The organism is Brevibacillus ruminantium, from assembly GCF_023746555.1.
In the GTDB taxonomy this organism is placed as follows: domain Bacteria; phylum Bacillota; class Bacilli; order Brevibacillales; family Brevibacillaceae; genus Brevibacillus; species Brevibacillus ruminantium.
Map to the genome: position 1 here is coordinate 4,384,352 of NZ_CP098755.1, position 20,649 is coordinate 4,405,000.

General features: G+C 50.5%; 17 protein-coding genes, 13 tRNA genes and 1 rRNA gene (1 of these 31 running past the window's edge). 6 read left to right on the plus strand and 25 right to left on the minus strand.

The genetic code is table 11. The annotated features are described in order from the left end of the window. Positions 1–164 precede the first annotated feature (164 nt). From NDK47_RS21525 to trmL, 3 genes are all read right to left on the minus strand, one after another. Positions 165–2,063, minus strand: coding sequence for a PrkA family serine protein kinase (locus tag NDK47_RS21525; protein WP_251871809.1), 1,899 nt, complete (start codon positions 2,061–2,063; stop codon positions 165–167). Between the two features lie 610 nt (positions 2,064–2,673). Continuing rightward, positions 2,674–3,402: an HAD family hydrolase gene (locus NDK47_RS21530; protein ID WP_251871810.1), complete on the minus strand. Its 729-nt coding sequence runs from the start codon at positions 3,400–3,402 to the stop codon at positions 2,674–2,676. A 59-nt stretch (positions 3,403–3,461) separates the two neighbouring features. Further along, on the minus strand, positions 3,462–3,932 hold the full coding sequence (trmL, locus tag NDK47_RS21535) for a tRNA (uridine(34)/cytosine(34)/5-carboxymethylaminomethyluridine(34)-2'-O)-methyltransferase TrmL (protein WP_251871811.1): 471 nt from the start codon (positions 3,930–3,932) through the stop codon (positions 3,462–3,464). Positions 3,933–4,116: 184 nt separating this feature from the next. On the opposite strand from trmL, the gene NDK47_RS21540 reads away from it, so the two are divergent. Further along, positions 4,117–4,869 carry a class I SAM-dependent methyltransferase gene (locus tag NDK47_RS21540; protein WP_251871812.1) on the plus strand — a complete coding sequence of 251 codons (753 nt, stop codon included), beginning with the start codon at positions 4,117–4,119 and terminating at the stop codon, positions 4,867–4,869. A 96-nt stretch (positions 4,870–4,965) separates the two neighbouring features. Further along, a complete protein-coding gene (locus NDK47_RS21545; protein ID WP_251871813.1) occupies positions 4,966–5,655 on the plus strand; it encodes a ferric reductase-like transmembrane domain-containing protein in 690 nt (229 codons plus the stop codon). A 217-nt stretch (positions 5,656–5,872) separates the two neighbouring features. On the opposite strand, the gene pdxR is transcribed toward NDK47_RS21545, so the two are convergent. Continuing rightward, a complete protein-coding gene (gene pdxR, locus NDK47_RS21550; protein WP_251871814.1) occupies positions 5,873–7,252 on the minus strand; it encodes a MocR-like pyridoxine biosynthesis transcription factor PdxR in 1,380 nt (459 codons plus the stop codon). Between the two features lie 131 nt (positions 7,253–7,383). Between pdxR and NDK47_RS21555 the strand changes: the two genes are divergently transcribed. From NDK47_RS21555 to NDK47_RS21565, 3 genes are all read left to right on the plus strand, one after another. Continuing rightward, positions 7,384–8,358, plus strand: a complete 975-nt coding sequence (locus NDK47_RS21555; RefSeq protein WP_251876315.1) for a DMT family transporter — start codon at positions 7,384–7,386, stop codon at positions 8,356–8,358. A 145-nt stretch (positions 8,359–8,503) separates the two neighbouring features. Then, positions 8,504–8,806: an ArsR/SmtB family transcription factor gene (locus NDK47_RS21560; RefSeq protein ID WP_251871815.1), complete on the plus strand. Its 303-nt coding sequence runs from the start codon at positions 8,504–8,506 to the stop codon at positions 8,804–8,806. A 139-nt stretch (positions 8,807–8,945) separates the two neighbouring features. Beyond that, the gene (locus NDK47_RS21565; RefSeq protein WP_251871816.1) at positions 8,946–10,151 is read left to right on the plus strand and encodes an MFS transporter; all 1,206 of its coding nucleotides are present in this window, start codon (positions 8,946–8,948) and stop codon (positions 10,149–10,151) included. A gap of 138 nt (positions 10,152–10,289) precedes the next feature. On the opposite strand, the gene NDK47_RS21570 is transcribed toward NDK47_RS21565, so the two are convergent. The 4 genes from NDK47_RS21570 to rnhA all read right to left on the minus strand — a co-directional run bounded on the left by NDK47_RS21570 (position 10,290) and on the right by rnhA (position 13,719). Then, positions 10,290–11,324, minus strand: coding sequence for an amidase domain-containing protein (locus tag NDK47_RS21570; protein ID WP_251871817.1), 1,035 nt, complete (start codon positions 11,322–11,324; stop codon positions 10,290–10,292). Between the two features lie 125 nt (positions 11,325–11,449). Beyond that, on the minus strand, positions 11,450–11,977 hold the full coding sequence (locus NDK47_RS21575; protein WP_407653460.1) for a methylated-DNA--[protein]-cysteine S-methyltransferase: 528 nt from the start codon (positions 11,975–11,977) through the stop codon (positions 11,450–11,452). A 141-nt stretch (positions 11,978–12,118) separates the two neighbouring features. Beyond that, entirely contained in the window at positions 12,119–13,288 is a 1,170-nt protein-coding gene (queG, locus tag NDK47_RS21580) for a tRNA epoxyqueuosine(34) reductase QueG (protein WP_251871818.1), read from the minus strand. Further along, entirely contained in the window at positions 13,285–13,719 is a 435-nt protein-coding gene (rnhA, locus tag NDK47_RS21585; RefSeq protein ID WP_251871819.1) for a ribonuclease HI, read from the minus strand. Before rnhA ends, queG begins: the two co-directional genes overlap by 4 nt. A gap of 149 nt (positions 13,720–13,868) precedes the next feature. Here rnhA and NDK47_RS21590 point away from each other — a divergent pair, with 149 nt between their 5' ends. Beyond that, the gene (locus tag NDK47_RS21590; RefSeq protein ID WP_251871820.1) at positions 13,869–14,543 is read left to right on the plus strand and encodes a B3/B4 domain-containing protein; all 675 of its coding nucleotides are present in this window, start codon (positions 13,869–13,871) and stop codon (positions 14,541–14,543) included. Positions 14,544–14,623: 80 nt separating this feature from the next. Here the strand turns inward: NDK47_RS21590 and NDK47_RS21595 are convergent, their stop codons facing one another. The 17 genes from NDK47_RS21595 to NDK47_RS21675 all read right to left on the minus strand — a co-directional run. Then, positions 14,624–15,949 (minus strand): purine/pyrimidine permease, encoded by a 1,326-nt coding sequence (locus NDK47_RS21595; protein ID WP_251876319.1) that lies wholly within the window; start codon positions 15,947–15,949, stop codon positions 14,624–14,626. A 247-nt stretch (positions 15,950–16,196) separates the two neighbouring features. Beyond that, positions 16,197–16,514: a hypothetical protein gene (locus NDK47_RS21600; RefSeq protein ID WP_251871821.1), complete on the minus strand. Its 318-nt coding sequence runs from the start codon at positions 16,512–16,514 to the stop codon at positions 16,197–16,199. Next, on the minus strand, positions 16,511–17,539 hold the full coding sequence (locus tag NDK47_RS21605; protein ID WP_251871822.1) for a DUF4850 domain-containing protein: 1,029 nt from the start codon (positions 17,537–17,539) through the stop codon (positions 16,511–16,513). Before NDK47_RS21605 ends, NDK47_RS21600 begins: the two co-directional genes overlap by 4 nt. 119 nt (positions 17,540–17,658) lie before the next feature. Continuing rightward, positions 17,659–17,741, minus strand: a tRNA-Leu gene (locus NDK47_RS21610). Positions 17,742–17,750: 9 nt separating this feature from the next. Next, positions 17,751–17,824: transfer RNA gene (locus tag NDK47_RS21615), tRNA-Cys, on the minus strand. Between the two features lie 82 nt (positions 17,825–17,906). Beyond that, positions 17,907–17,982 (minus strand) — tRNA-Gly (locus tag NDK47_RS21620). A 4-nt stretch (positions 17,983–17,986) separates the two neighbouring features. Continuing rightward, positions 17,987–18,061 (minus strand) — tRNA-Gln (locus NDK47_RS21625). A 15-nt stretch (positions 18,062–18,076) separates the two neighbouring features. Further along, a tRNA-His gene (locus tag NDK47_RS21630) sits at positions 18,077–18,152 on the minus strand. A gap of 6 nt (positions 18,153–18,158) precedes the next feature. Further along, a tRNA-Trp gene (locus NDK47_RS21635) sits at positions 18,159–18,232 on the minus strand. A gap of 3 nt (positions 18,233–18,235) precedes the next feature. Beyond that, positions 18,236–18,311: transfer RNA gene (locus tag NDK47_RS21640), tRNA-Phe, on the minus strand. Positions 18,312–18,510: 199 nt separating this feature from the next. After that, positions 18,511–18,587 (minus strand) — tRNA-Asp (locus tag NDK47_RS21645). A gap of 75 nt (positions 18,588–18,662) precedes the next feature. Beyond that, a tRNA-Met gene (locus NDK47_RS21650) sits at positions 18,663–18,739 on the minus strand. Positions 18,740–18,823: 84 nt separating this feature from the next. Beyond that, positions 18,824–18,899: transfer RNA gene (locus NDK47_RS21655), tRNA-Val, on the minus strand. 84 nt (positions 18,900–18,983) lie between these two features. Continuing rightward, positions 18,984–19,060, minus strand: a tRNA-Glu gene (locus NDK47_RS21660). A gap of 5 nt (positions 19,061–19,065) precedes the next feature. After that, positions 19,066–19,158, minus strand: a tRNA-Ser gene (locus NDK47_RS21665). A gap of 3 nt (positions 19,159–19,161) precedes the next feature. Then, positions 19,162–19,237, minus strand: a tRNA-Asn gene (locus NDK47_RS21670). 120 nt (positions 19,238–19,357) lie between these two features. Then, positions 19,358–20,649, minus strand: a 23S ribosomal RNA gene (locus NDK47_RS21675) (it continues 1,636 nt past the right edge of the window).

The window sequence follows — 20,649 nt, forward strand, 5'->3', positions numbered from 1 at the left end:
CTGCGCCGAGAATGCTTCCGTGCAAAGCCAGATCCGTGTGCCCTTTGGGTGCCTCCTACTGGCGCAGCTGCGCCGTGAATGCTTCCTTGCAAAGCCAGATCCGCGTGCCCTTTGGGTGCCTCCTACTGGCGCTACGGCGCCGAGAATGCTCTTTTCTCCCCCGCTTACCTGTTCAAGAGGCTTCCCACATACCGGAGCAGTTCATTGGCACAAACGGGGCAATAGTGATGTTCTTCGATTAGTCGGCGCGTCACTTCATTGATCTTCTTCAACTGATGTTCATCGGGTGTCTTGTTCGAGGTGGTAATCTTCACTACATCTTTCAAGTCAGCAAACAGCTTCTTCTCAATCGCTTCGCGCAGTCGATCATGCGTGCTGTAATCGAATCGCTTGCCTTTCCGCGCATAAGCGGAGATGCGAATCAGAATTTCTTCCCGGAAAGCACGCTTGGCGTTTTCCGAAATGCCGATCTGTTCTTCAATCGAGCGCATCAGCCGCTCATCCGGGTCTAATTCCTCACCCGTGACAGGGTCGCGAAGTTTATTCATATTGGCGTACGCTTCCACATTGTCGAGATAATTGTCCATCAGGGTTTTGGCTGATTCTTCGTAGCTATAGACAAATGCTTTCTGGACTTCCTTCTTCGCCAGCTCATCGTACTCTTTGCGAGCCAGGGAGATAAAGTTGAGAAAACGCTCCCGCTGCTCCTTGCTGATTGATGGATGCTGGTCGAAGCCCTCCTTCAGCGCGCGCAGAATATCCAAAGCGTTGATACATTCGGTATCGCGGCGGATCAATGCGCTGGAGATCCGGTTGATCACATAGCGGGGGTCAATGCCGGCCATGCCTTCATCCACATGCTCGTTTCGCAGTTCATCCAGATCAGCGCCCTTGAAGCCCTCTACCGATTCGCCATCGTAGAGACGCATCTTTTTCAGCAGGTCGGCTCCCTGCTTTTTGGATTCCTTCAACCGGGTCAGGATGGAGAAAATAGCGGCCGAACGCAGCGCGTGCGGAGCGATGTGAACATGCCCCAGATCGGATTGCTTGATCAGCTTGGCATAGATCTTTTCTTCGTCACTGACCCGCAAATTGTACGGAATCGGCATGACGATGATCCGGGATTGCAGGGCTTCATTCTTTTTATTGGAAATAAACGCTTTGTACTCTGATTCGTTAGTATGAGCAATAATCAGTTCATCGGCTGAAATCAGGGCAAAGCGGCCTGCCTTGAAATTCCCTTCCTGCGTCAGCGAGAGCAGATGCCAGAGAAATTTTTCATCGCATTTCAGCATCTCCTGGAACTCCATGAGCCCGCGGTTAGCCTTGTTCAATTCGCCGTCAAAGCGATAGGCACGCGGGTCAGATTCTGAGCCGTATTTGGTAATCGTAGAGAAATCAATGCTTCCCGTCAGATCAGCAATATCCTGGGATTTAGGATCAGATGGACTGAAAGTGCCGATGCCAACCCGATCCGCCTCGGAAAAGAGGATGCGTCTCACAGGGAAGTCCTCAATGCGTCCGCCATACTCCGTTTCCAGCCGCATGCGGTTATACGGCGTCAGCTCTCCTTCGATCTTGACCCCCAGCTCTTCTTCAATCTCCGGCCGGAGCTCACGCGGGACCAGATGGAGTGGTTCTTCCTGCATCGGGCAGCCGTCCAACGCGTAGACAGCCCCTTCATCCGTACGTGAAAATTCCTCCAGACCCTTTTTCAGCATCGTCACGATGGTGGATTTCCCTCCGCTGACGGGACCCATCAATAACAAAATCCGTTTGCGAACATCGAGCCTGCGTGCAGCCGAGTGAAAATACTCTTCTACAAGTCGTTCTATGGCACGGTCCAGGCCAAAAATCTCCCGGCTAAAGAAACGGTATGAACGACTGTCATCATCATTTTCCTCTATGCCTGCACTTTTGATCATGTTATAAACGCGCGAATGAGCCGTTTGGGCAATTTGCGGATTTTTCCGAACCAACTCCAGGTATTCGGCGAAAGTGCCTTTCCACATCAATTTTTCTTCACGGGCCCGGTGCTCGGCGATGCGTTTTAATATGTCCATGCTCGTCTCTCCTCCCTCATAAGCCCTCTCTCTTCGCGAACGACCATGTACTTTCATGTATATGTCCGCTTGCGGTTTCGCATTCACATCGAAGCTGTTTTCTAAACCGGGCGATGACGCAATTCCCGGCTTTTTCTATCTGTATGCGGGAAGACGATACATGTTTCAGTCAACTTGCTACGATCTGCGCATTCTGGCCATGCTTCTTTTTTTCGTCAAACTCTCTTGCCTTTGAAATAAGGGAGGGGGGCTTGATCAAAATGTTCATCAGAATGACAGAAAACGCTGTTTTTATAGTCCTTGCAAACGGGGAACGCTACGATATAATGGGAGTAGTTTGGTAACGAAAGGAGCGGTCCAACATGGGTACTTTTATCGTGGGATTGGTCTTTGCCGCTTTTCTGTTCTTTATGCTGACAGCGGGATATAACGAAGACAAAACCTGGAATCTCTAAGGACAAGCCGTATCAACGGCTGACCTTTCTACGCTCCCAGGAAAAACAGGATGCCTTTTGTACAGGCATCCTGTTTTTCATAGGGAGTGTTTTTTATTGTCCGAGAAACGTTGAGCTTTTAGAAGCCATGCACGATTAGGTTCTCTGTTCCCCTGTTACGCTCTGGAAAAGACACCTGTCCGATTCACGATCGCCTCGTACAGCTCCTCCAGTGTTCCCTGCTGATCAATCTCATATTGCGGCTCTCCGCGATCTTCCAGCCAGTTTGTCACCAGGAAGGTTTTCATGCCCAGCTTGCTGGCCACCATGTCCTCCTGCATGTGATTGCCGACCATGATGCATGCAGATGGCTCTACCCCCAGATTGTCGCATATCTCCTGAAAGTAACCGGGGTTTGGTTTGGTGAAATGGGAGTCCTCGTAGACCGTAACCAGATCAAAGTCTCCCGGAGTCAGTTCAATCCAAGCCAGCCGACTGTGAATGGCATCACGGGGAAAGACCGGATTGGTTGCGACAGCGATGCGATAGCCTTGCTCTTTTGCTGCGGCAATAATTTTTTTCGCCCATGGCGAAGGATGAGTCAGATGGGAAAGTGTCGGGAATACCTCCTGGTAAAATCGATCAAACAGAGGCCACAGCTCTTCTTTTGGCCACGGGCTGCGCTGCGAGAAATATTCGATAAACACCTGTTCATTGGTCTTGTCAGCATCCTGGTTCATGATCATCGCTTTTGTCGCTTCCCAGATCAGCCCGAGAAGCGCCTCGCTATCGTAGCGGTCTCCCAGAAAACGGCCAAGCTCTTGCAGATACCCTTTGACAAACGGGTCCGTTCTCATCTCCAAAAGCGTGCCATCCAGATCAAACAGTATTGTACTGATGGTCATTTTTCGTCCTCTCCCTTTTCTTCGATTGGCGCAATCCTGCTTAAGAACGCATCTGTCTCTTACTTCAATCCGGGAAATCCTAACTGCCGAAGGCCTTCAAACAATACGATCGCGGCACAATTGGACAAATTCACCGATCGGGTGGCCCCGCTCATCGGGATGCGGATTGTCTGCTCCCGATACCGATCTGTCAATTCTTCAGGAAGGCCGGTAGTCTCTTTGCCCAGGATGATGTAGTCTCCATCGCGAAAGGACACTTCGGTGTACAAGGTCTCCCCCCAGGTTTCCACGAAGTAAAACGTCCCAGCATGCTCTCCCTGAGCCTGGGCGAAGTGTTCAAAATTATCGTAGTGATGCACATGGACAGCATGCCAGTAATCCAGGCCGGCACGCTTCAAGTAACGATCATCCGTAGAAAAGCCAAGGGGATGAATCAAGTGCAGATGAGCCCCGGTAGCAGCACAGGAACGAGCGATATTCCCTGTGTTGGCAGGAATGAGCGGTTCGTGCAAAACAATATGTAACGGCATATTCTGACAATCTCCTTGGTATCCGAACTCTCTTGTGAAACACCCTCTATTATACCGAAAGCGACAACCGAAAAGCCACGTCCCTTTCCACATTGCAAGCACCAGGGCTTTCCCGACGGATGAGTTGCTACTATAATGGAAATGTCTTGTTTATTACACAAAAAATAACAGGGGGCGACTCACCATGTTTAGCAGTTATAGTGAACTTGCCACAGAAGTATATGATCTGGACAAGCCCGTCGGCCATTCCTTTGGAGACATTGAGTATTACATGCAAAGACTATCCGGTTGCAAAGGAAGAATTCTCGAGGCGGCTGTTGGTTCAGGCCGTATGCTGATCCCTCTTCTCCAGGCAGGATTTCTTGTCGATGGAGTGGACAACTCCCCAGAGATGCTGGCCTCCTGCCGCAACCGATGTGCCGAAAGGGGACTTCAGCCTTCCTTATATGAAGGAGAACTGCAGGGATTCTCTCTTCCCAATAAGTATGATGCGATTATCATTCCAACCGGCTCCTTTTTGTTGTTGGAACAGCGCAAAGATTCGATCGCCGCATTGCAATGCTTTTACCAACACCTGGGCGAAGGAGGCCGGGTAATTCTCGATGTTTTTTTGCCCAGTGACTTCACAACAGGCTCCGTCACCACGAAAACCTGGACGACCCCGGACCAGCATGTCATTACGATGGAATCCAAGCAAGTGGAAGTCAATCTTCTTGACCAGTACACGGTCACCTACCTCAAATACGAAAAGTGGAAAAATGGGCAGCTTGTGAAGACGGAACTCCAGCGCTTCCCTTTAAGATGGTACGGGATCGAAGAGTTTACGCTTTTGCTTCAATCCATCGGCTTCTCAGACATCACGGTTTCGGCTGGCTACCAGTATCTCAATCCGCCATCTGACGCCAATCAAGTCTTTACTTTTGAAGCCTACAAATAAAAAATGACGTATCCAACCTCACTCCTGTAACAAACTGCTGAGCTGCTGCATCCAAAAGGGAAACGGGTTTGACGACCCAACGGGAGTGATGTGTACATGGCTAGGTTTCGACTGATTGCCTCTGTGATCAGCCTGCTTGCTCTGCTCGTCATCGTCTGGATCAAATGGCCGCAATTTTCCGCATTTCCCGCTGCAGAAGCAACCAGTATGCTGCTTGGTTATCTGGCATACATTCTGATTGCCCTCACCCTTTTGCTGGGGCCGATCAGGCAATGGCTGCTGCCGCGACTGGGACCGCACCTGCTCGTGCTGCGCCGGGACTTAGGGATTGCGGCCGGGCTTTGCGCAATTAGTCATGTTTCATTGGTCCTGTATATCTTTGAGCGCGGTACCAAGCTCTTTTTCTTGCAAATGGAAAAACCAGCGAACGGGTGGCTCGGCCTGTTTTTCGTCGATTATAGCCGTTACGGGGCCGGCCTCTCTCCTAATTTTTCTCTCATCGGGATCGCGAACTACATGGGACTGCTTGCTTTCCTTATGATCATCACCCTGCTGCTTACATCGTCACGGTACGCCGAGAAGCTGCTGGGAGGCGCCAGCTGGAAACGCCTCCATCTGCAAAACCCTCTTATCATGGTACTGGTGATGTTTCACGCACTCATCTATGTCCAATCCATAAAAGGGGAACCGCATACTCCCGGTGATATTCTGTGGCTGGCTGTGCCGGTTGCGGTCATACGTCTGGTTACGTTCGTTCGGAATGTAATCAAAAGACGATCATCATGAAAAATAGCTGCCAGTGCAACGACTGGCAACCTGTCAGAAGCCCATCTCTCGCAACATTCCCGAGAGATGGGCTTTCTCGTTGTTCCTGTACCGCATCGCTGCCGACTCTGCCTGAATGAATTACGCCAGAGCCAAACAGGTGGTACTCTCGGGTATGATCTTGTCAGAAATTGTTTGAATGTTGTTCATGACGATAGACATCACTTCGGCTGGTTTGTCAAAGCAATAAATTTTTTAACAATAAAATCCCTTTATAGATTTCGTCCGGTTCCAGATGACCGTAGCCAAACAACAGCTTGTCCATATGTTTACCTTTTTGGATACAATGATATTCCACTGGCGTAATGCGAATCTTGTGGCGCCTGGAAGCTTCCACAAACGCATCGTCAAAGGACATGCCTGGAAACTCTACAGCAAGATGCAGCCCGGCGGCATCTCCCCAAGAGTGCCATGTATCTTTGAACTGCTCTTTCAGCGTTGTCAGCAACACCTGTCGACGCCCTCCGTACAGCTTTTTCATTCTTCCGATATGCCGGTCAAACTTTCTCGTATGCAAAAATTCAGCCAGTGCCGCTTGTTCAAAAGGCGGATTCTGCACATCTGTAAAGGTGCGCAAACGGCGCCAGCGTTTATGTAACTTGTCTGGCAGTATGACATAGCCGATGCGAAGCGCCGGGAACAGCACTTTGCTGAATGTGCCGACGTAAATAACCCGCTCGGGATCCATGGCATACAGCGGTGCTACCGGATTGCCGTAATACCGAAACTCGCTGTCATAATCATCTTCCACAATATAGCTTTCATTTTCTCGTGCATATCGAATCAATTGGGCGCGACGGCCTGCCGGCAGAATCCCTCCCAGAGGAAATTGATGCGATGGCGTAACATAAACAGCGCAGGCGCGTTTTCCATACAGGTATTCTGGCTGCAGTCCCCAAGCATCTACGGGAATTGGCGTGATCGGGTATCCTTTACTTGCCAACGCACCTAACATGCCGGCATTGCACGGATCCTCAACCAGGATTTCCTTCCCTTCCTGATACAACAAGACGGCAATCAAATGCAGGGCATGGGTGGCTCCCGCCGTAATAAAGATTTTTTCAGCATCAACCGAAAGGCCCTTGCTGCGAAAAAGCCATGCGGAAATTTCTTCACGCAGCCTCGGCAAACCCTCGGGGCCGGTATATCCCAAGAGGCTAGGAGCCATCTCCTGCATCGTTTTCTGCGAGATCTGCTTCCAAACATATCGTGGGAATTGCCGCAAATCCGGCTGCCCCGTCCGGAAATCAGCCAAAAATGGCAGTCTCGGTTTTTCCTGGGCAGGCGATCCAGCTTCAGTTTTTTTCTCCAAACACACCCCATCTGCCACTCGTGTTGGTGCTCCCTGACGGCTCAAAACAAAGCCTTCAACAATAAGCATTTCGTATGCCTCATTCACGGTATTGCGGGATACTTTCAGTTCGCTTGCCAATTCCCGGGTAGAAGGCAATGCCTCGCCTGCTTGCAATCTACCGTTTAAAATCTGGTCCCTCAGAACCTGATAAATCTGACGTTTCAATGGCACTTCACTTTGCCGATGCAGTTCTATCCCCCACATATAGCCTCCAACTGGTCCGTATAAACTTGTGTCATACTGGATCTTTTCCCATACCAGTTTATTCATTACGATTGTAGCATGATTTTTCCAGTTTTCTATCGACTTGTGGGGGATGTGATTTTTTGGAACGTATGAAAGGGGTATTTTACCTGTTTTGCGCTTTTTCGCTTGCTGGCACCTCTGTTATTGCTGCTCGGTTCTTAGACGATAATCTGGGGGTCTTTACAATAACAGCAGTCAGTTTGTTTTTCGCCCTGCTGTGCCTGCTGCCATTAGGCTTGCGGGAACTCGTGAAGACGGTCCGCCGTTTATCTTTGAGAGACTGGATTCTTCTATCCTTTCAAGCGCTGTTTGGCGTTTTTTTGTTTCGCATGTTTTTGCTGTACGGTCTTGTCCATACAAGCGCTGGCGAGGCCGGGATTATTACCGGCGCAACACCTGCCGTCACCGTTCTGCTTGCCATGTTTCTGTTGAAAGAAACGGTCAATCGAACCGCGCTCCTGGGGATTGGCAGTACCGTTGCAGGTATTCTTCTCATACAAAAGCTGTTCGCACCAGGATCAATCAGCACATTCTCCATCCATCATCTTGCCGGCAATGTACTGGTGCTCTGCGCTGCGGTGAGCGAATCCTTGTTTAATATATTTTCACGCTTCGCGGTTAAAACCGAAGCCTCACACAGAGAACCGCTCCACCCTATTGCTCAAACCACGCTCGTAACGGCCATGGCATTGACTTTATGTCTGATTCCTGCCTTTTTTGAGCATCCCGTATCCTCACTCTTTGCAATTGGGTGGAAGCAATGGCTGGCACTGGTTTGGTACGGACCGTTTGTCACAGCCCTTGCCTTCATTTTTTGGTATGCAGGCATAAAACGATGTGATGCGCAGACGGCTGCCGCTTTATCTGGCATGATGCCTTTTAGTGCATTATTTCTGTCTGTAATCGTATTGGGAGAGCGTGCCGGGTGGCAGCAATGGTCGGGTGGTCTTCTCGTTATCCTCGGCATGATTCTGATCGGGGCAAATCAACAATCCGAGACTGATCGCACAGAAAGCCTTTCCTTTGACGCTGGCGACAGCCATACATCCTTACAGACAAAATGAAGAGGCGGCTTCCCGCCTCATTTTTCTGCCGTTTCATCCCAAGCAAAAAAACTGCTTGCTTTCAAGTTTACTCGAAAGAATATACTGTTTTCACCTCAAAATAAGCACTCTTGACACATCGATAATTTGCGATATTATAATGTGTATGGAACCGATTGAAATTTTTAAAGCACTGTCTAACGAGTCGAGATTGGAAATTTTACGTTGGTTGAAGGAGCCTGAAAAACATTTTACGCCCCACGAAGGGATTGATATGAGGAAAGTCGGGGTATGTGTTGGTCAAGTCACGGAAACGCTGAAGATGACACAGTCTACAACTTCCCAGTATTTATCGATACTCCAACGGGCAGGTCTGGTCACAGCAGAACGGATCGGTAAGTATACGTACTTCAAAAGAAATGAGGAAGTAATCCGCCAAATCGGTGCCTTCTTCAATAACGAAATTTGATGACAACAAGCTGAATCTCTCCTGAGGATTCGGTTTGTTTCAAACCTACATATCGACATATTATGATGTGTAGATTTTTTATGTGGAACACATCGATAATTTAATATATATAGATGTGAAAAAATTAGGAGTGGTGAAATTGAAGGCGAGCACTTGGAAGGTTTATTTTTTGGCGATTGTCAGTTTTTTGGTCGGGACATCCGAATATGTCATTTCAGGTATTTTAGACAAGATCTCGGATACGCTGGGGATCTCCATTACTTCGGCCGGGCAGCTTGTGACCGTTTTTTCCTTTATATATGCCATTTGTACCCCTGTATTAATGGCTTTGACGGCAAAAATCGAGAGGCAAAAGCTGCTCGTTGGAGCACTGGGAATTTTCGTGTTAGCCAACATTTTGTCTTTTGTTCTGCCGGGCTTCGGACTTTTTGTGTTTGCGCGCGTGTTGATGGCTTTAGGCGCAGGAATGGTTGTGGTTACCGCCTTGGATATTGCAGCAAAAATCGCGCCCGAAGGTAAACAGGCCAGCTCGATTGCAACTGTCGTGATGGGGTTTACTACTTCATTAATTATCGGTGTTCCTCTCGGACGCATGATTGCTGCAGCATATGGCTGGAAATCGGTGTTCGGCTTCATTGCGATAATGGGGCTTTTGGCCATCTTTGTTTTATATAGAGCGATCCCGCAAGTAAAAGGGGATGCCCCTGTACCTTTAACCAAGCAACTTGCGCTTCTCAAAAGTAGAAAAGTAGCCCTTGGACTCTCGATTACTTTCTTTTGGCTTGGCGGCTACTCTATAGCGTATACCTACATTTCTCCTTATCTTCTCAAGGTTGCGGGCATAAATGAAGGAATGCTCAGCGGGGTATTGCTGGCGTTCGGCGTGGCCAGCTTAATCGGTTCCAAATTCGGCGGGTACAGTACGGATAAATGGGGGGTTTCTTTCACATTAATCGGGGGAATGCTCCTGCACATCGCGGCTTTCCTGTTACTTTCTGCTGCCGTTGCTCTCAATAGTTCTTGGGCCGTCGTTGTCGGGGTCCTTATATTATGGTCATTTGCAGCATGGTCGTCCGGTCCTACACAGCAATATAATTTGATCCGAATTGAGCCGAATTACTCGGGAGTCATGCTCGGGCTCAACCAGTCTACAATGCAATTATCGATGGCAGCAGGGGCGGGAATCGGCGGGCTCGCCGTGGATCAGGTATCCTTGTCATCCATCCCGTGGTTCGGGACAATCGGTGTGGCAATAGCAGTCGCGGCCTCCTTATTATTATTTTCATGGATAAGACAAGAGGTCAGAAAAGAAGGCATGCCGCAAGAACATGCTTTGTCAGATTGATTCAGGTGCTTGATGGAGATTCCAAAATAAAAAAGGCCTCCCGTAAGGTGATACGCTCCCCGTACAGTAGACAGTTTACTGATAAAAAAATGTTGCTGTGTGGGGAGCAGTTCACAGAAGGCCTGAATCACCGGAGAATTATGTCCCCCGGATGCGGAAAAACGCATAGCGAATGTCGGGGGTGTAGGCGGTAGAATCCCTATACTCCCAATAACGCATCCGGCTGTTTGTTGTATTTGCGTTCACGAGCGGCACCTGGCCCTCATCCTTGGCAACGACGATGGTGTTATGCTGAAAGCGTCCGTCCCCGTTAAAATCATAGCAGATGATATCGCCAGGCTCCAATTCCTCGACTGAAGATACCTGCACGGCACGGAGCGGAGGGCCTCCTGACTTCAACAACAGGTACAGGCTGTGCGCAACCGACCAACTAAAGCTCCAATTTGCTTCCGTCCCGTTCCCCCGCATCCACCAGCCCCTGCCTTTTTCCTTTGAAAAAAGCATCGGGATTCCTCCCGCATGCAGGCATTGTGAGATATAGTTCGTACAATTATCCGTGAAATGGGGGTAGGCCGGATTGGCCGTATTCCAATAGCGTTCGGCATAGGCAATTGCCCGTTCGGGATCATACCCTCCCGCTCCATGCACAATCAAAGTAGGGTAAACAAGCCTCTCTTCTTCTCCTTCTTTTTCTGCTTCCGCTGTTGCTTGCGGAGGCTGCTCATCCTGCATAGGCGAGGCAGCACCACCATCTCCCCCTTGTTCCTCCATACTTTCCACCGTCCAGCCGTCCTCTTTGCGAGCCAACACAACCCGCATGAGTCTCTTCGCTTCCTCCATTCCTTTCTTTCCATTCAAGTCATACCAGTACTGCAAATGCCAAACGACACAGACTTGCACTTCTCTTTTTTGCTCCAGCCAATACAAAGGTTTGGCCCATCCTCGAACGGCCAGGGTGGTTGCTCCTCGTTGCTGAAGCTGTTCCTCCCATCGCTGCCACTGCTCCCAAATCTGCGGCTTCTGCTCCCGCCCCTCCTTCCAAAACGGCCAGATGCGTTCATAGCCCTGATCAACAACAAAACGGTGCACATCATCAAAGTAATCCTTCAGAAATTGCTGCCATTCCAGGTGGCTCACCGATTCAGTAGAATCGTAATCGTACCTGTCGACCATTCATTCATCCTCCTTCCCCCCTGCATGTCCTGCCATATCCCAACATTCTGGAATACTACCCATGCTGATAAAATATGACCAGTTCCTCAGATTCAGAAGGAAAAGACAGCAAAAAAGCTACCCACCTAACGGCGGATAGCTTCCACAGATTTCGGGACAGAGGAAGCGGTGCCTCCCCCTTCCAGGGCCAACAGTTTTTCTTTAATGGAGAGCCCGCCGCCATAACCGACCAGGGCACCATTCGAGCCAATGACCCGGTGACAAGGAACGATTACGGGAATCGGATTGCGGTTATTTGCACCGCCAATCGCCCGTACCGCTTTCGCTTGCCCGATTGCTTGGGCGATATCTTTATACGATTTTGTCTCTCCAAAGGGAATTCGCGTCAATTCATTCCAAACAGCCTTCTGAAAGGCGGTCCCATACAAAACAACAGGAACATCAAATTTTGTCCGTTTTCCGGAAAAATACTCCTCCAGTTCGGTTTGCGCTTGTTGATTGATGACCTCATTTTGTTCGACGACAGCACCCAGAAACATCTTCCTCGCCCATCGCTGCAGATCGGGCAAGCCCTGCTCCTCATTTCCAAAGCCGAGATAGCACAAGCCTTCTTTGGTAGAAGCCAACAGTAACGGTCCAATCGGTGAATTCATGGTGGTATAGCCAATCACTTGTCCCACGTAAGCATTCCTCCCTACCCGTTTTTTCCTCTCCCAACCAACTTGTTGTGCCAACAGGTACCAGGCAAAGCAGGTTCCGCATTTGCCCACTGCACTGTGTTTCCTTGTCCCGTTTTAATTGCTGCTTTTTGAGAGTTTGTTTTCTTCGAGCAGCTCCAATCCTCTTCTCACTTCAGAGAGAACCTCACCAGATGCCTCCTTCTCCAATGCTTGAAGAAGTGCGTCCTTTGCTTCATTTCCTCCGATTTTGCCAAGCGCCCACGCCGCTGTTCCCCTGATGACTTCACGCGGATCGTTCTCCAGGAGCTGGATCAGATCAGGAACTGCTGAGCGGTCACGAAAATGGGCAAGCGCGAGAATGGCATTGCGTTGGATCGGCTTTTTCCCTCTCCAGGAGGAAGAAGAAAGTCCAAATTTTTGTTTAAACTCTTTATTGCTCATCGTCAGCAGAGGCCGCAAGAGTGGTTTGGCGATTTCCGGGTCAGGCTGGAACTCCTCGTGATGAGAGAAGTGCTTACCCCGATTTTTTGGACAAACCGTCTGGCACGTATCACAGCCATACAGGCGATTGCCGATCTTGGCTCGATACTGCTCGGGAATAAAGTCTTTTACCTGGGTTAAAAAGGCTACGCATTTCTGTGAGTCAAGCTGCCCGCCTTGGACGAGAGCACCTGTGGGGCACGCATCTACACAGATATTGCAATCTCCACAGCCTTCTTCAACCGGTGTATCTGGAGGCAAGGGAAGATTGGTAACCATCTCCCCCAGGTACACCCACGAGCCAAACTCGGGAGTAATTAGCGCACAATTTTTCCCGACCCAGCCCAAACCTGCTCTTTCTGCCACAGCCCGATCAGACAACGATCCCGTATCGACCATCGACTCTACCTGTGCATGCGGCTCCAGTTGGCGGATAAAGCTGGCCAGCTTGTCCAGCTTCTCCCTGAGGACGTGGTGATAATCCGTCCCCCACGCAGCCCTGCACATGATTCCACGATAAGCCCCTGGCTCTGACTTCGGCGGATTTGTGAGCTTCGCTGGATAAGCAAGGGCAATTGAGATCAGCGAACGCGCCCCCTCCAAACTGAGAGAAGGATCGGTTCGTTTGTCCAAATCAGGCTCCTCAAAACCGGATTCATACCCTTTTTCGCGATGCTCGAGCAGACGTTGTTTTAACGTGAGAAAGGGATCAGCACTGGAGAAGCCGATCTTGTCGATGCCTATTTCTTCTGCGTAACGGATGATGGCCTGCTTGGTTTGCTCCCAATAGCCTTGGTGATTCACAGCGTCTTGATCGCTCCCGTCGCCAGTTCGTCACAGCGGTTGTTCCATACATTGTCTGCATGGCCCTTCACCTTTACGTACTGAACTGTATGGATCTCCATCAGCCGGAGCAGTTCTTTCCACAGATCCTGATTTTCCACCGGTTGATTTTTGCTGTTTTTCCATCCGTTCCGCAGCCAGCCTTTGTACCAGCCCTGTTGGAAACAGTTCACCAGGTAGGCGCTGTCACTGTACAATGTTACCTTGCAAGGCTCCTTCAGCACAGATAATGCTTCAATCGCGGCCTTCAGCTCCATGCGGTTGTTGGTGGTTTCCCTTTCGGCGCCGGACATTTCTTTTTTATGTTCACCGTACATCAGCACAGCTCCCCAGCCACCCGGGCCTGGATTGCCGGAGCATGCTCCGTCGGTATAGATCGTTACTTCACGCATGATCAAGGAATCCCTCCTGTCTACTCTTATTGTATCGAAGGATAGTCGCGATCACAAAAATAATTTGTTATACTACCCAAAAATGATGTCAGATGAGTATGTCAAAAGGTAATACACTTTTTCACATACTCGAGAAGGAGTGACCTACTATGACGGTAAGAATATCCCCGGAGCTGGCCGAAATCCTTCCCTCGTTTGCTCTGGGAGTGCTGCGCTACACGGACGTGACTGTGAGCCCCTCTCCCAAAATGCTTCAGGGGCGGATCAATTTGTTCGTGGAATCCCTTCGTTTGGAGCACGAGCTATCCCGCATCAACGAGATCGAGGGCGTGACACAGTGGCGTTCGGGTTTTAAACGTCTGGGTATCGATCCGTCCCGTTATCGCCCATCTTCGGAAGCATTGCTACGCAGATTGCTTCAAGGCAACCCCTTTTTCTGGATCAACAGCGCTGTCGACGTAAACAATTTCCTTTCCGTTCTTCACGCACTGCCTTATGGCATCTATGACGAAGCAAAACTGGAAGGCGATGTCGTTTGTCGACTGGGACAAGCCTCCGACGTATATGAGGGACTAAACGGGCGGGACGTACATATGGAGGGAAAACTGGTGCTTGCGGATGAACTCGGCGCTTTTGGCAGTCCGATCGTCGACTCCAAGCGCACCCCTGTGGAAGAAGGCAGCACTTCTCTGATGCAAGTGATTTTCTTTCATGAACAGCTCACGCCCGAGCAGCAACAGGAAATCCTGGGATCGACTGCCCGCATGTTTACAGAAATCAACGGCGGTGAGGTTCGTTCCTCCATCATCGTTACTGCCCGCTGAATGGTTGTTTTGCCAGCGTGTTTACGCTCCACTTTACATGGATTTTGTTCAGCTTGCAACTGTATGAAAAAGACGGCTCGTCAGACTGACTGGCCGTCTTTTTTCGCATCCCCTTTTTGACGAAAAGCCACATGCTCAAGCAGCATGCAGACCATGACACCGAGCAGCAAACCATTCCCAAACAAAAAGCTGGCGAGTGACGGAAGCTGCTGCCATGCAGATGTGGGGACAAACATCACGCCAATCCCCGCCAAAATAGAGCTTCCTGCCACTGTAATGGCGCGGCTATCGAGCTGGACTGAAGCGATATCCTTCAACCCGAATCCGAGTAACTGGGTATAGGTGATAAACATGCCGGCATAGGCAACAGGCGTAGGCAACGCCGCCAAGAATTGAGAGACGGATGGCAAAAGACCAATGATCATCATTCCTCCCATCGCCAGCAGAAACGGCAGCCGCGCAGCCATTTTGGTCGTCTCGATCACGGCTGCTGCAATCGACAAAGGAATCATCCCGACCACGCCGGATAAACCGGACAGCATATGGGAGACCCCGGTAAATACCCCGCCCCGGTTGAACTGTTGCACGGTCGGAGGCGATTGTGTTGCTTTTCCCATTACATTCATACTGGTTACGAGATTGGTCAGCAACACAAATCCTGTCAACAGACTGGTCAAGACCACACCCCAGTCCCATTTCGGTGCCCCCCAGAAAAACAGAGTAGGCATCACGATAAACTGCTCGGTTGGCCGTACCGGCTCGGTCCAGCCCAAGACTGCAAACAAGGCCCAGCCTACCGACATGCCGAGCAACACAGCAAAGCTGGCCAACCGTTTGGTCCGTAAAAAGATCAGTACCAGTGCCACAATAACGACCGAAACAAGGGCAATCCCCGGATCAACCTGCTTGGCGTGTTGATAACCGATCCCCAGCATCCCGGTTACGAGGCTGCTGCACAAGGAGACGGCGAGCAGCACCATATAAGTACCGGAAACAAGCGGGGTAAACCAGCGTTGAATTTTTCCGATCCAGCCCAATAGACCAAACAGAAAAAACATAGCCCCGGCCAAAAGCAAGCCCAGCTGAAATGATTGCCCGATTTCTCGAGGCGCAATCCCCACACTCGTTCCAATTTGCGCAAGAATGATAAAAATTCCCCACCACAATCCAGCCGGTCCCTCAATCATGGGATAACGATGGCCGATCCAGACTTGCAGAAAAGAAGCAAGCCCGACGAAAAACATGGTTTGCTGCATCAACACACCGATCTCGTCCGGCGTCAGCCCGTAAATATCGCCAATCGCCAGCGGAACTGCCACACTACTGGAAACGGTGACAATCATCCACTGCAAGGCCGACAAGATGGTAATGCCAAATGGGGGTTTCTCCTGTAATCCATATCCCATTTTGTTCGACAACCTCTTTTCTCTTTCCTGACTTTTTCTTTTTGTGAACGCGAAAGGCAAATACCCCATATATGTTTTTTGGGAAAATAGAAAGCACGCCATCGATAGCGTGCGTTCTAAAAACTCCATCATATTGCCTTAGCGTCTGCATGATTTGCATCTGCAAAAGTCGGAATTGAATTAGCTCGGTGATGACTTTGCTATTTTATCATAAGTCCTTCCCGGAAATCATCCGTTGAAATGTATCCTACTCCTTCTTTTTGCTGTTCATGATAAAGAAGGCCCACCATACCAGGATGTACAAGTAACCGATCGAAGCATAGACGGACCAAATCGCCCCGTGTTGGATTTGCCTGAACAGATGCGCAAATTCGTTCAGCCCCTCTGCCCTTCCTATGCTGTTCAACAGACTGACGATCGGAACGGTAATGGCAAAAACAACGGCGAGGCTAGACGGTATCACGATCTTCCCCCGTATAAGGCAAACAATTGCTGTTCCCAGAGTAGCGAGCAACAGCAAGTAATAGATTGCCCAAAACCAGGCAGGAAAGGTTACTGTGCTCATTTCTTCAACGCTTCTCCTTCAGCCTGTTTTTGATGTTCAACGTACGTATTCCATTCTTTTCCGGCTGTCTGGGCAAATAAATGAAGCAGCGCCTCAAACGCCTTGGTATCGCCCGAGGGGTGGGTCACTTCCATTTTGAGAAAACGAATACTTCCCTGGTCATCGAGATAATGGGCGACACCTGATTTTATCATTCCCTCAGCAGAGGGAGCCAGATCGTATCTGACGGTAGTTGGAGCCACCATGACTCTCTTTGAAAAATCCATTTTTTTAAACGGAGCGAATCCGAGCTCATCTGCCCATTTTTCCCTTTCTGGGAAGTAGGTTCCGACATCCCCTATCGCACACCCCTGGCAACCGCCGGCGTTATCCCGGTATTCCAGTTTTTCCCCGGGGTTCTGCGGGTTTTTTAAAGAAATGGAGATGGAGCCGTTGGCACCGACACCTGCTGATTCCAATTCCCAATCACGGGGACCGATAAAAAATACACTTTGATCATGCATAAGATCCATCCAATAAGCTGCCATCTCATTCAGGCTCTCAGCAGGGATGGAAAGCGGCAGCACAGGGTAAGGCTTTACCGGTGACTCGGCAGGCAGTTCCATGTAGTCGAGATAAAATTCGGCGACGATGACTTTCAGCGGGATGGTGACTATTTTTTCTTCTGCTTTTCCCTGCAAGGAGACTTCGCCACTGGAAATCATCCGGGGCACTTTTTGAATTGCTGATGGGCTGCTCTTTTCCCCATCTCCTGCACTGGTGTTAGTTGATTGGGTTGATTCAGTTGTTCGGTTTGGACCCGTTGAGCTCTTAGTTATTTCAGAGATTCCGCTAACAGCTGTTTGCGTCCCTTTAGATGTGTTTGCCGTGACTATTCTGCTCTCGTCCTGAATCTGATTACCCATCGCTTTTGTTTGCAGTACCGGCGAACATCCGGTTACGATAAGAGCTAGCCAAGCCACAATCAGTATCGCTTTTGTTTTGCTATCGATCCTTGCTATTGGTTTAGGTACCCCATTCTTCAAGTTCGTCCTCCCCAATCTATTCATGCTTTGCTTATAATGGGTAGACGCATTTGTCATTCTTTTCGTTACCAAATACAGACAAATAAAAAAAGGAATCGTTCATCGATTCCTTTTTCTTATGGTGCCGGTAGAGGGACTTGAACCCCCACGGTTTCCCTCACGATTTTGAGTCGCGCGCGTCTGCCAATTCCGCCATACCGGCTCATTGCTTTGGAGGAGGCACCCGGATTTGAACCGGGGGTAAGGGTTTTGCAGACCCGTGCCTTACCACTTGGCTATGCCTCCGTATTTGGTTGTTGAGAAAGCGTTGCTTTCTGTCTGTCCCCGAGGGTGAACCCGGTACGGGTGAGAGACTGATTAATTTCAATGGAGCGGACGACGGGTCTCGAACCCGCGACCTTCGCCTTGGCAAGGCGACGCTCTACCAATTGAGCTACGTCCGCAAAATGGCTGGGGCACTAGGATTCGAACCTAGGCATGACGGAGTCAAAGTCCGTTGCCTTACCGCTTGGCTATGCCCCAAGGATAGGTTGGAAATGGGGCGATCGATGGGAATCGAACCCACGAGTGTCGGAGCCACAATCCGATGCGTTAACCACTTCGCCACGACCGCCACATATGGCAGGGGCAGTAGGAATCGAACCCACACCAAAGGTTTTGGAGACCTTCGTTCTACCTTTAAACTATGCCCCTCTATGGTGGCTCGGGACGGAATCGAACCGCCGACACGAGGATTTTCAGTCCTCTGCTCTACCGACTGAGCTACCGAGCCACATTTCAAAAAATAAGAAAAGGAGTAGAACCCGCTACTTCTTTGTGAAATGGCGGAGCTGACGGGACTCGCTTCCACTGGCGATTCTACCTCGAAAACCTTCTTGGCGAGCCAGATCTGCAGTACCCGAGCAATTCTTCATGAGTCTTCTGCAAGGGTGAACCCGTTTACGGGTGAGAGGCCCATGACTTCTTTGAAATGGCGGAGCTGACGGGACTCGAACCCGCGACCTCCGGTGTGACAGACCGGCGTGAACTCCAACTTCACCACAGCTCCATATTTAGTTGCGCCTAAGGGCAATTCCATCTTATTCGATCAAGCAGTAACTCGACATTGTTCAAGTAGATGATTTGGTTGCGGGAGCAGGATTTGAACCTGCGACCTTCGGGTTATGAGCCCGACGAGCTGCCAGACTGCTCCATCCCGCGACGATATGATATTCTACTTCCTGGTCTTTCTTCGAGGGTGAACCGGTACGGTGAGATCCCGTGTCGAAAGCTTCGAAGAAAGAGTGGTGGAGGCTGACGGGATCGAACCGCCGACCCTCTGCTTGTAAGGCAGATGCTCTCCCAGCTGAGCTAAGCCTCCAGATACCCCTCAACATTCGTTTTAGGGTCCCTGCAAAGTACCCGGTGCTGCTACAAAGCATTCACTTCACTTTGTGGGGTAGTATGGTGACCCGTAGGGGATTCGAACCCCTGTATGACAGCGTGAAAGGCTGCTGTGTTAAACCGCTTCACCAACGGGCCAAATATGGCGGATGGAGTGGGATTTGAACCCACGAGACGAGTCATCCCCGTCTACACGATTTCCAATCGTGCTCCTTCGGCCTCTCGGACATCCATCCACATGGCTCCTCGGGAGGGACTCGAACCCCCGACCGATCGGTTAACAGCCGATTGCTCTACCAACTGAGCTACCGAGGAATATTCAGGAAGGGGCGCTGACCAAAATCGCCAACGTTCTTGTTCAACGTCGGCACTGGCACAGCATTTGTGCGGTTTCGCACCTTCAAAACTGGATATACATGATTGCTAAAGGGTTTTGTGGATAAGTCCTCGACCGATTAGTATTCGTCAGCTCCACACGTTGCCGCGCTTCCACACCGAACCTATCAACCTCATCGTCTATGAGGGGTCTTACCAGCTTGCGCTGTGGGAAGTCTCATCTTGGAGGGGGCTTCACGCTTAGATGCTTTCAGCGCTTATCCCTTCCGCACATAGCTACCCAGCTGTGCCACTGGCGTGACAACTGGTGCACCAGCGGTGCGTCCATCCCGGTCCTCTCGTACTAAGGACAGCTCTCCTCAAACTTCCTGCGCCCGCGACAGATAGGGACCGAACTGTCTCACGACGTTCTGAACCCAGCTCGCGTACCGCTTTAATGGGCGAACAGCCCAACCCTTGGGACCTACTTCAGCCCCAGGATGCGATGAGCCGACATCGAGGTGCCAAACCTCCCCGTCGATGTGGACTCTTGGGGGAGATAAGCCTGTTATCCCCAGGGTAGCTTTTATCCGTTGAGCGATGGCCCTTCCATGCGGAACCACCGGATCACTAAGCCCGACTTTCGTCCCTGCTCGACTTGTAGGTCTCGCAGTCAAGCTCCCTTCTGCCTTTACACTCTACGAATGATTTCCGACCATTCTGAGGGAACCTTTGGGCGCCTCCGTTACCTTTTAGGAGGCGACCGCCCCAGTCAAACTGCCCACCTGGCATGGTCCTCTCACCCGATCAGGGTGACGAGTTAGAAACTCCGTACATCAAGGGTGGTATCCCACCGACAGCTCCACAGAGGCTGGCGCCCCTGCTTCTCAGCTTCCCACCTATCCTGTACATGATGCACAAAGTTCCAATACCAGGCTACAGTAAAGCTCCATGGGGTCTTTCCGTCTTGTCGCGGGTAACCTGCATCTTCACAGGTATTATGATTTCACCGGGTCTCTTGCCGAGACAGCGCCCAAGTCGTTACGCCTTTCGTGCGGGTCGGAACTTACCCGACAAGGAATTTCGCTACCTTAGGACCGTTATAGTTACGGCCGCCGTTTACTGGGGCTTCGGTTCAAAGCTTCGCTTGCGCTAACCCATCCCCTTAACCTTCCAGCACCGGGCAGGCGTCAGCCCCTATACTTCGCCTTGCGGCTTCGCAGAGACCTGTGTTTTTGCTAAACAGTCGCTTGGGCCTTTTCACTGCGGCCCCCTCGGGCTATAAACCCTACCGGGGCGCCCCTTCTCCCGAAGTTACGGGGCCATTTTGCCGAGTTCCTTAGCAAGAGTTATCCCGCGCACCTTAGGATTCTCTCCTCGCCTACCTGTGTCGGTTTGCGGTACGGGCACCT

Bases quoted from the DNA above. Each gene is read 5' to 3' on its own strand.
- NDK47_RS21525 (WP_251871809.1), bottom strand. From the start codon at position 2,063: ATGGACATATTAAAACGCATCGCCGAGCACCGGGCCCGTGAAGAAAAA.
- NDK47_RS21530 (WP_251871810.1), bottom strand. From the start codon at position 3,402: ATGACCATCAGTACAATACTGTTTGATCTGGATGGCACGCTTTTGGAG.
- trmL (WP_251871811.1), bottom strand. From the start codon at position 3,932: ATGCCGTTACATATTGTTTTGCACGAACCGCTCATTCCTGCCAACACA.
- NDK47_RS21540 (WP_251871812.1), top strand. From the start codon at position 4,117: ATGTTTAGCAGTTATAGTGAACTTGCCACAGAAGTATATGATCTGGAC.
- NDK47_RS21545 (WP_251871813.1), top strand. From the start codon at position 4,966: ATGGCTAGGTTTCGACTGATTGCCTCTGTGATCAGCCTGCTTGCTCTG.
- pdxR (WP_251871814.1), bottom strand. From the start codon at position 7,252: ATGTGGGGGATAGAACTGCATCGGCAAAGTGAAGTGCCATTGAAACGT.
- NDK47_RS21555 (WP_251876315.1), top strand. From the start codon at position 7,384: ATGAAAGGGGTATTTTACCTGTTTTGCGCTTTTTCGCTTGCTGGCACC.
- NDK47_RS21560 (WP_251871815.1), top strand. From the start codon at position 8,504: ATGGAACCGATTGAAATTTTTAAAGCACTGTCTAACGAGTCGAGATTG.
- NDK47_RS21570 (WP_251871817.1), bottom strand. From the start codon at position 11,324: ATGGTCGACAGGTACGATTACGATTCTACTGAATCGGTGAGCCACCTG.
- NDK47_RS21575 (WP_407653460.1), bottom strand. From the start codon at position 11,977: ATGAATTCACCGATTGGACCGTTACTGTTGGCTTCTACCAAAGAAGGC.
- rnhA (WP_251871819.1), bottom strand. From the start codon at position 13,719: ATGCGTGAAGTAACGATCTATACCGACGGAGCATGCTCCGGCAATCCA.
- NDK47_RS21590 (WP_251871820.1), top strand. From the start codon at position 13,869: ATGACGGTAAGAATATCCCCGGAGCTGGCCGAAATCCTTCCCTCGTTT.
- NDK47_RS21595 (WP_251876319.1), bottom strand. From the start codon at position 15,949: ATGGGATATGGATTACAGGAGAAACCCCCATTTGGCATTACCATCTTG.
- NDK47_RS21600 (WP_251871821.1), bottom strand. From the start codon at position 16,514: ATGAGCACAGTAACCTTTCCTGCCTGGTTTTGGGCAATCTATTACTTG.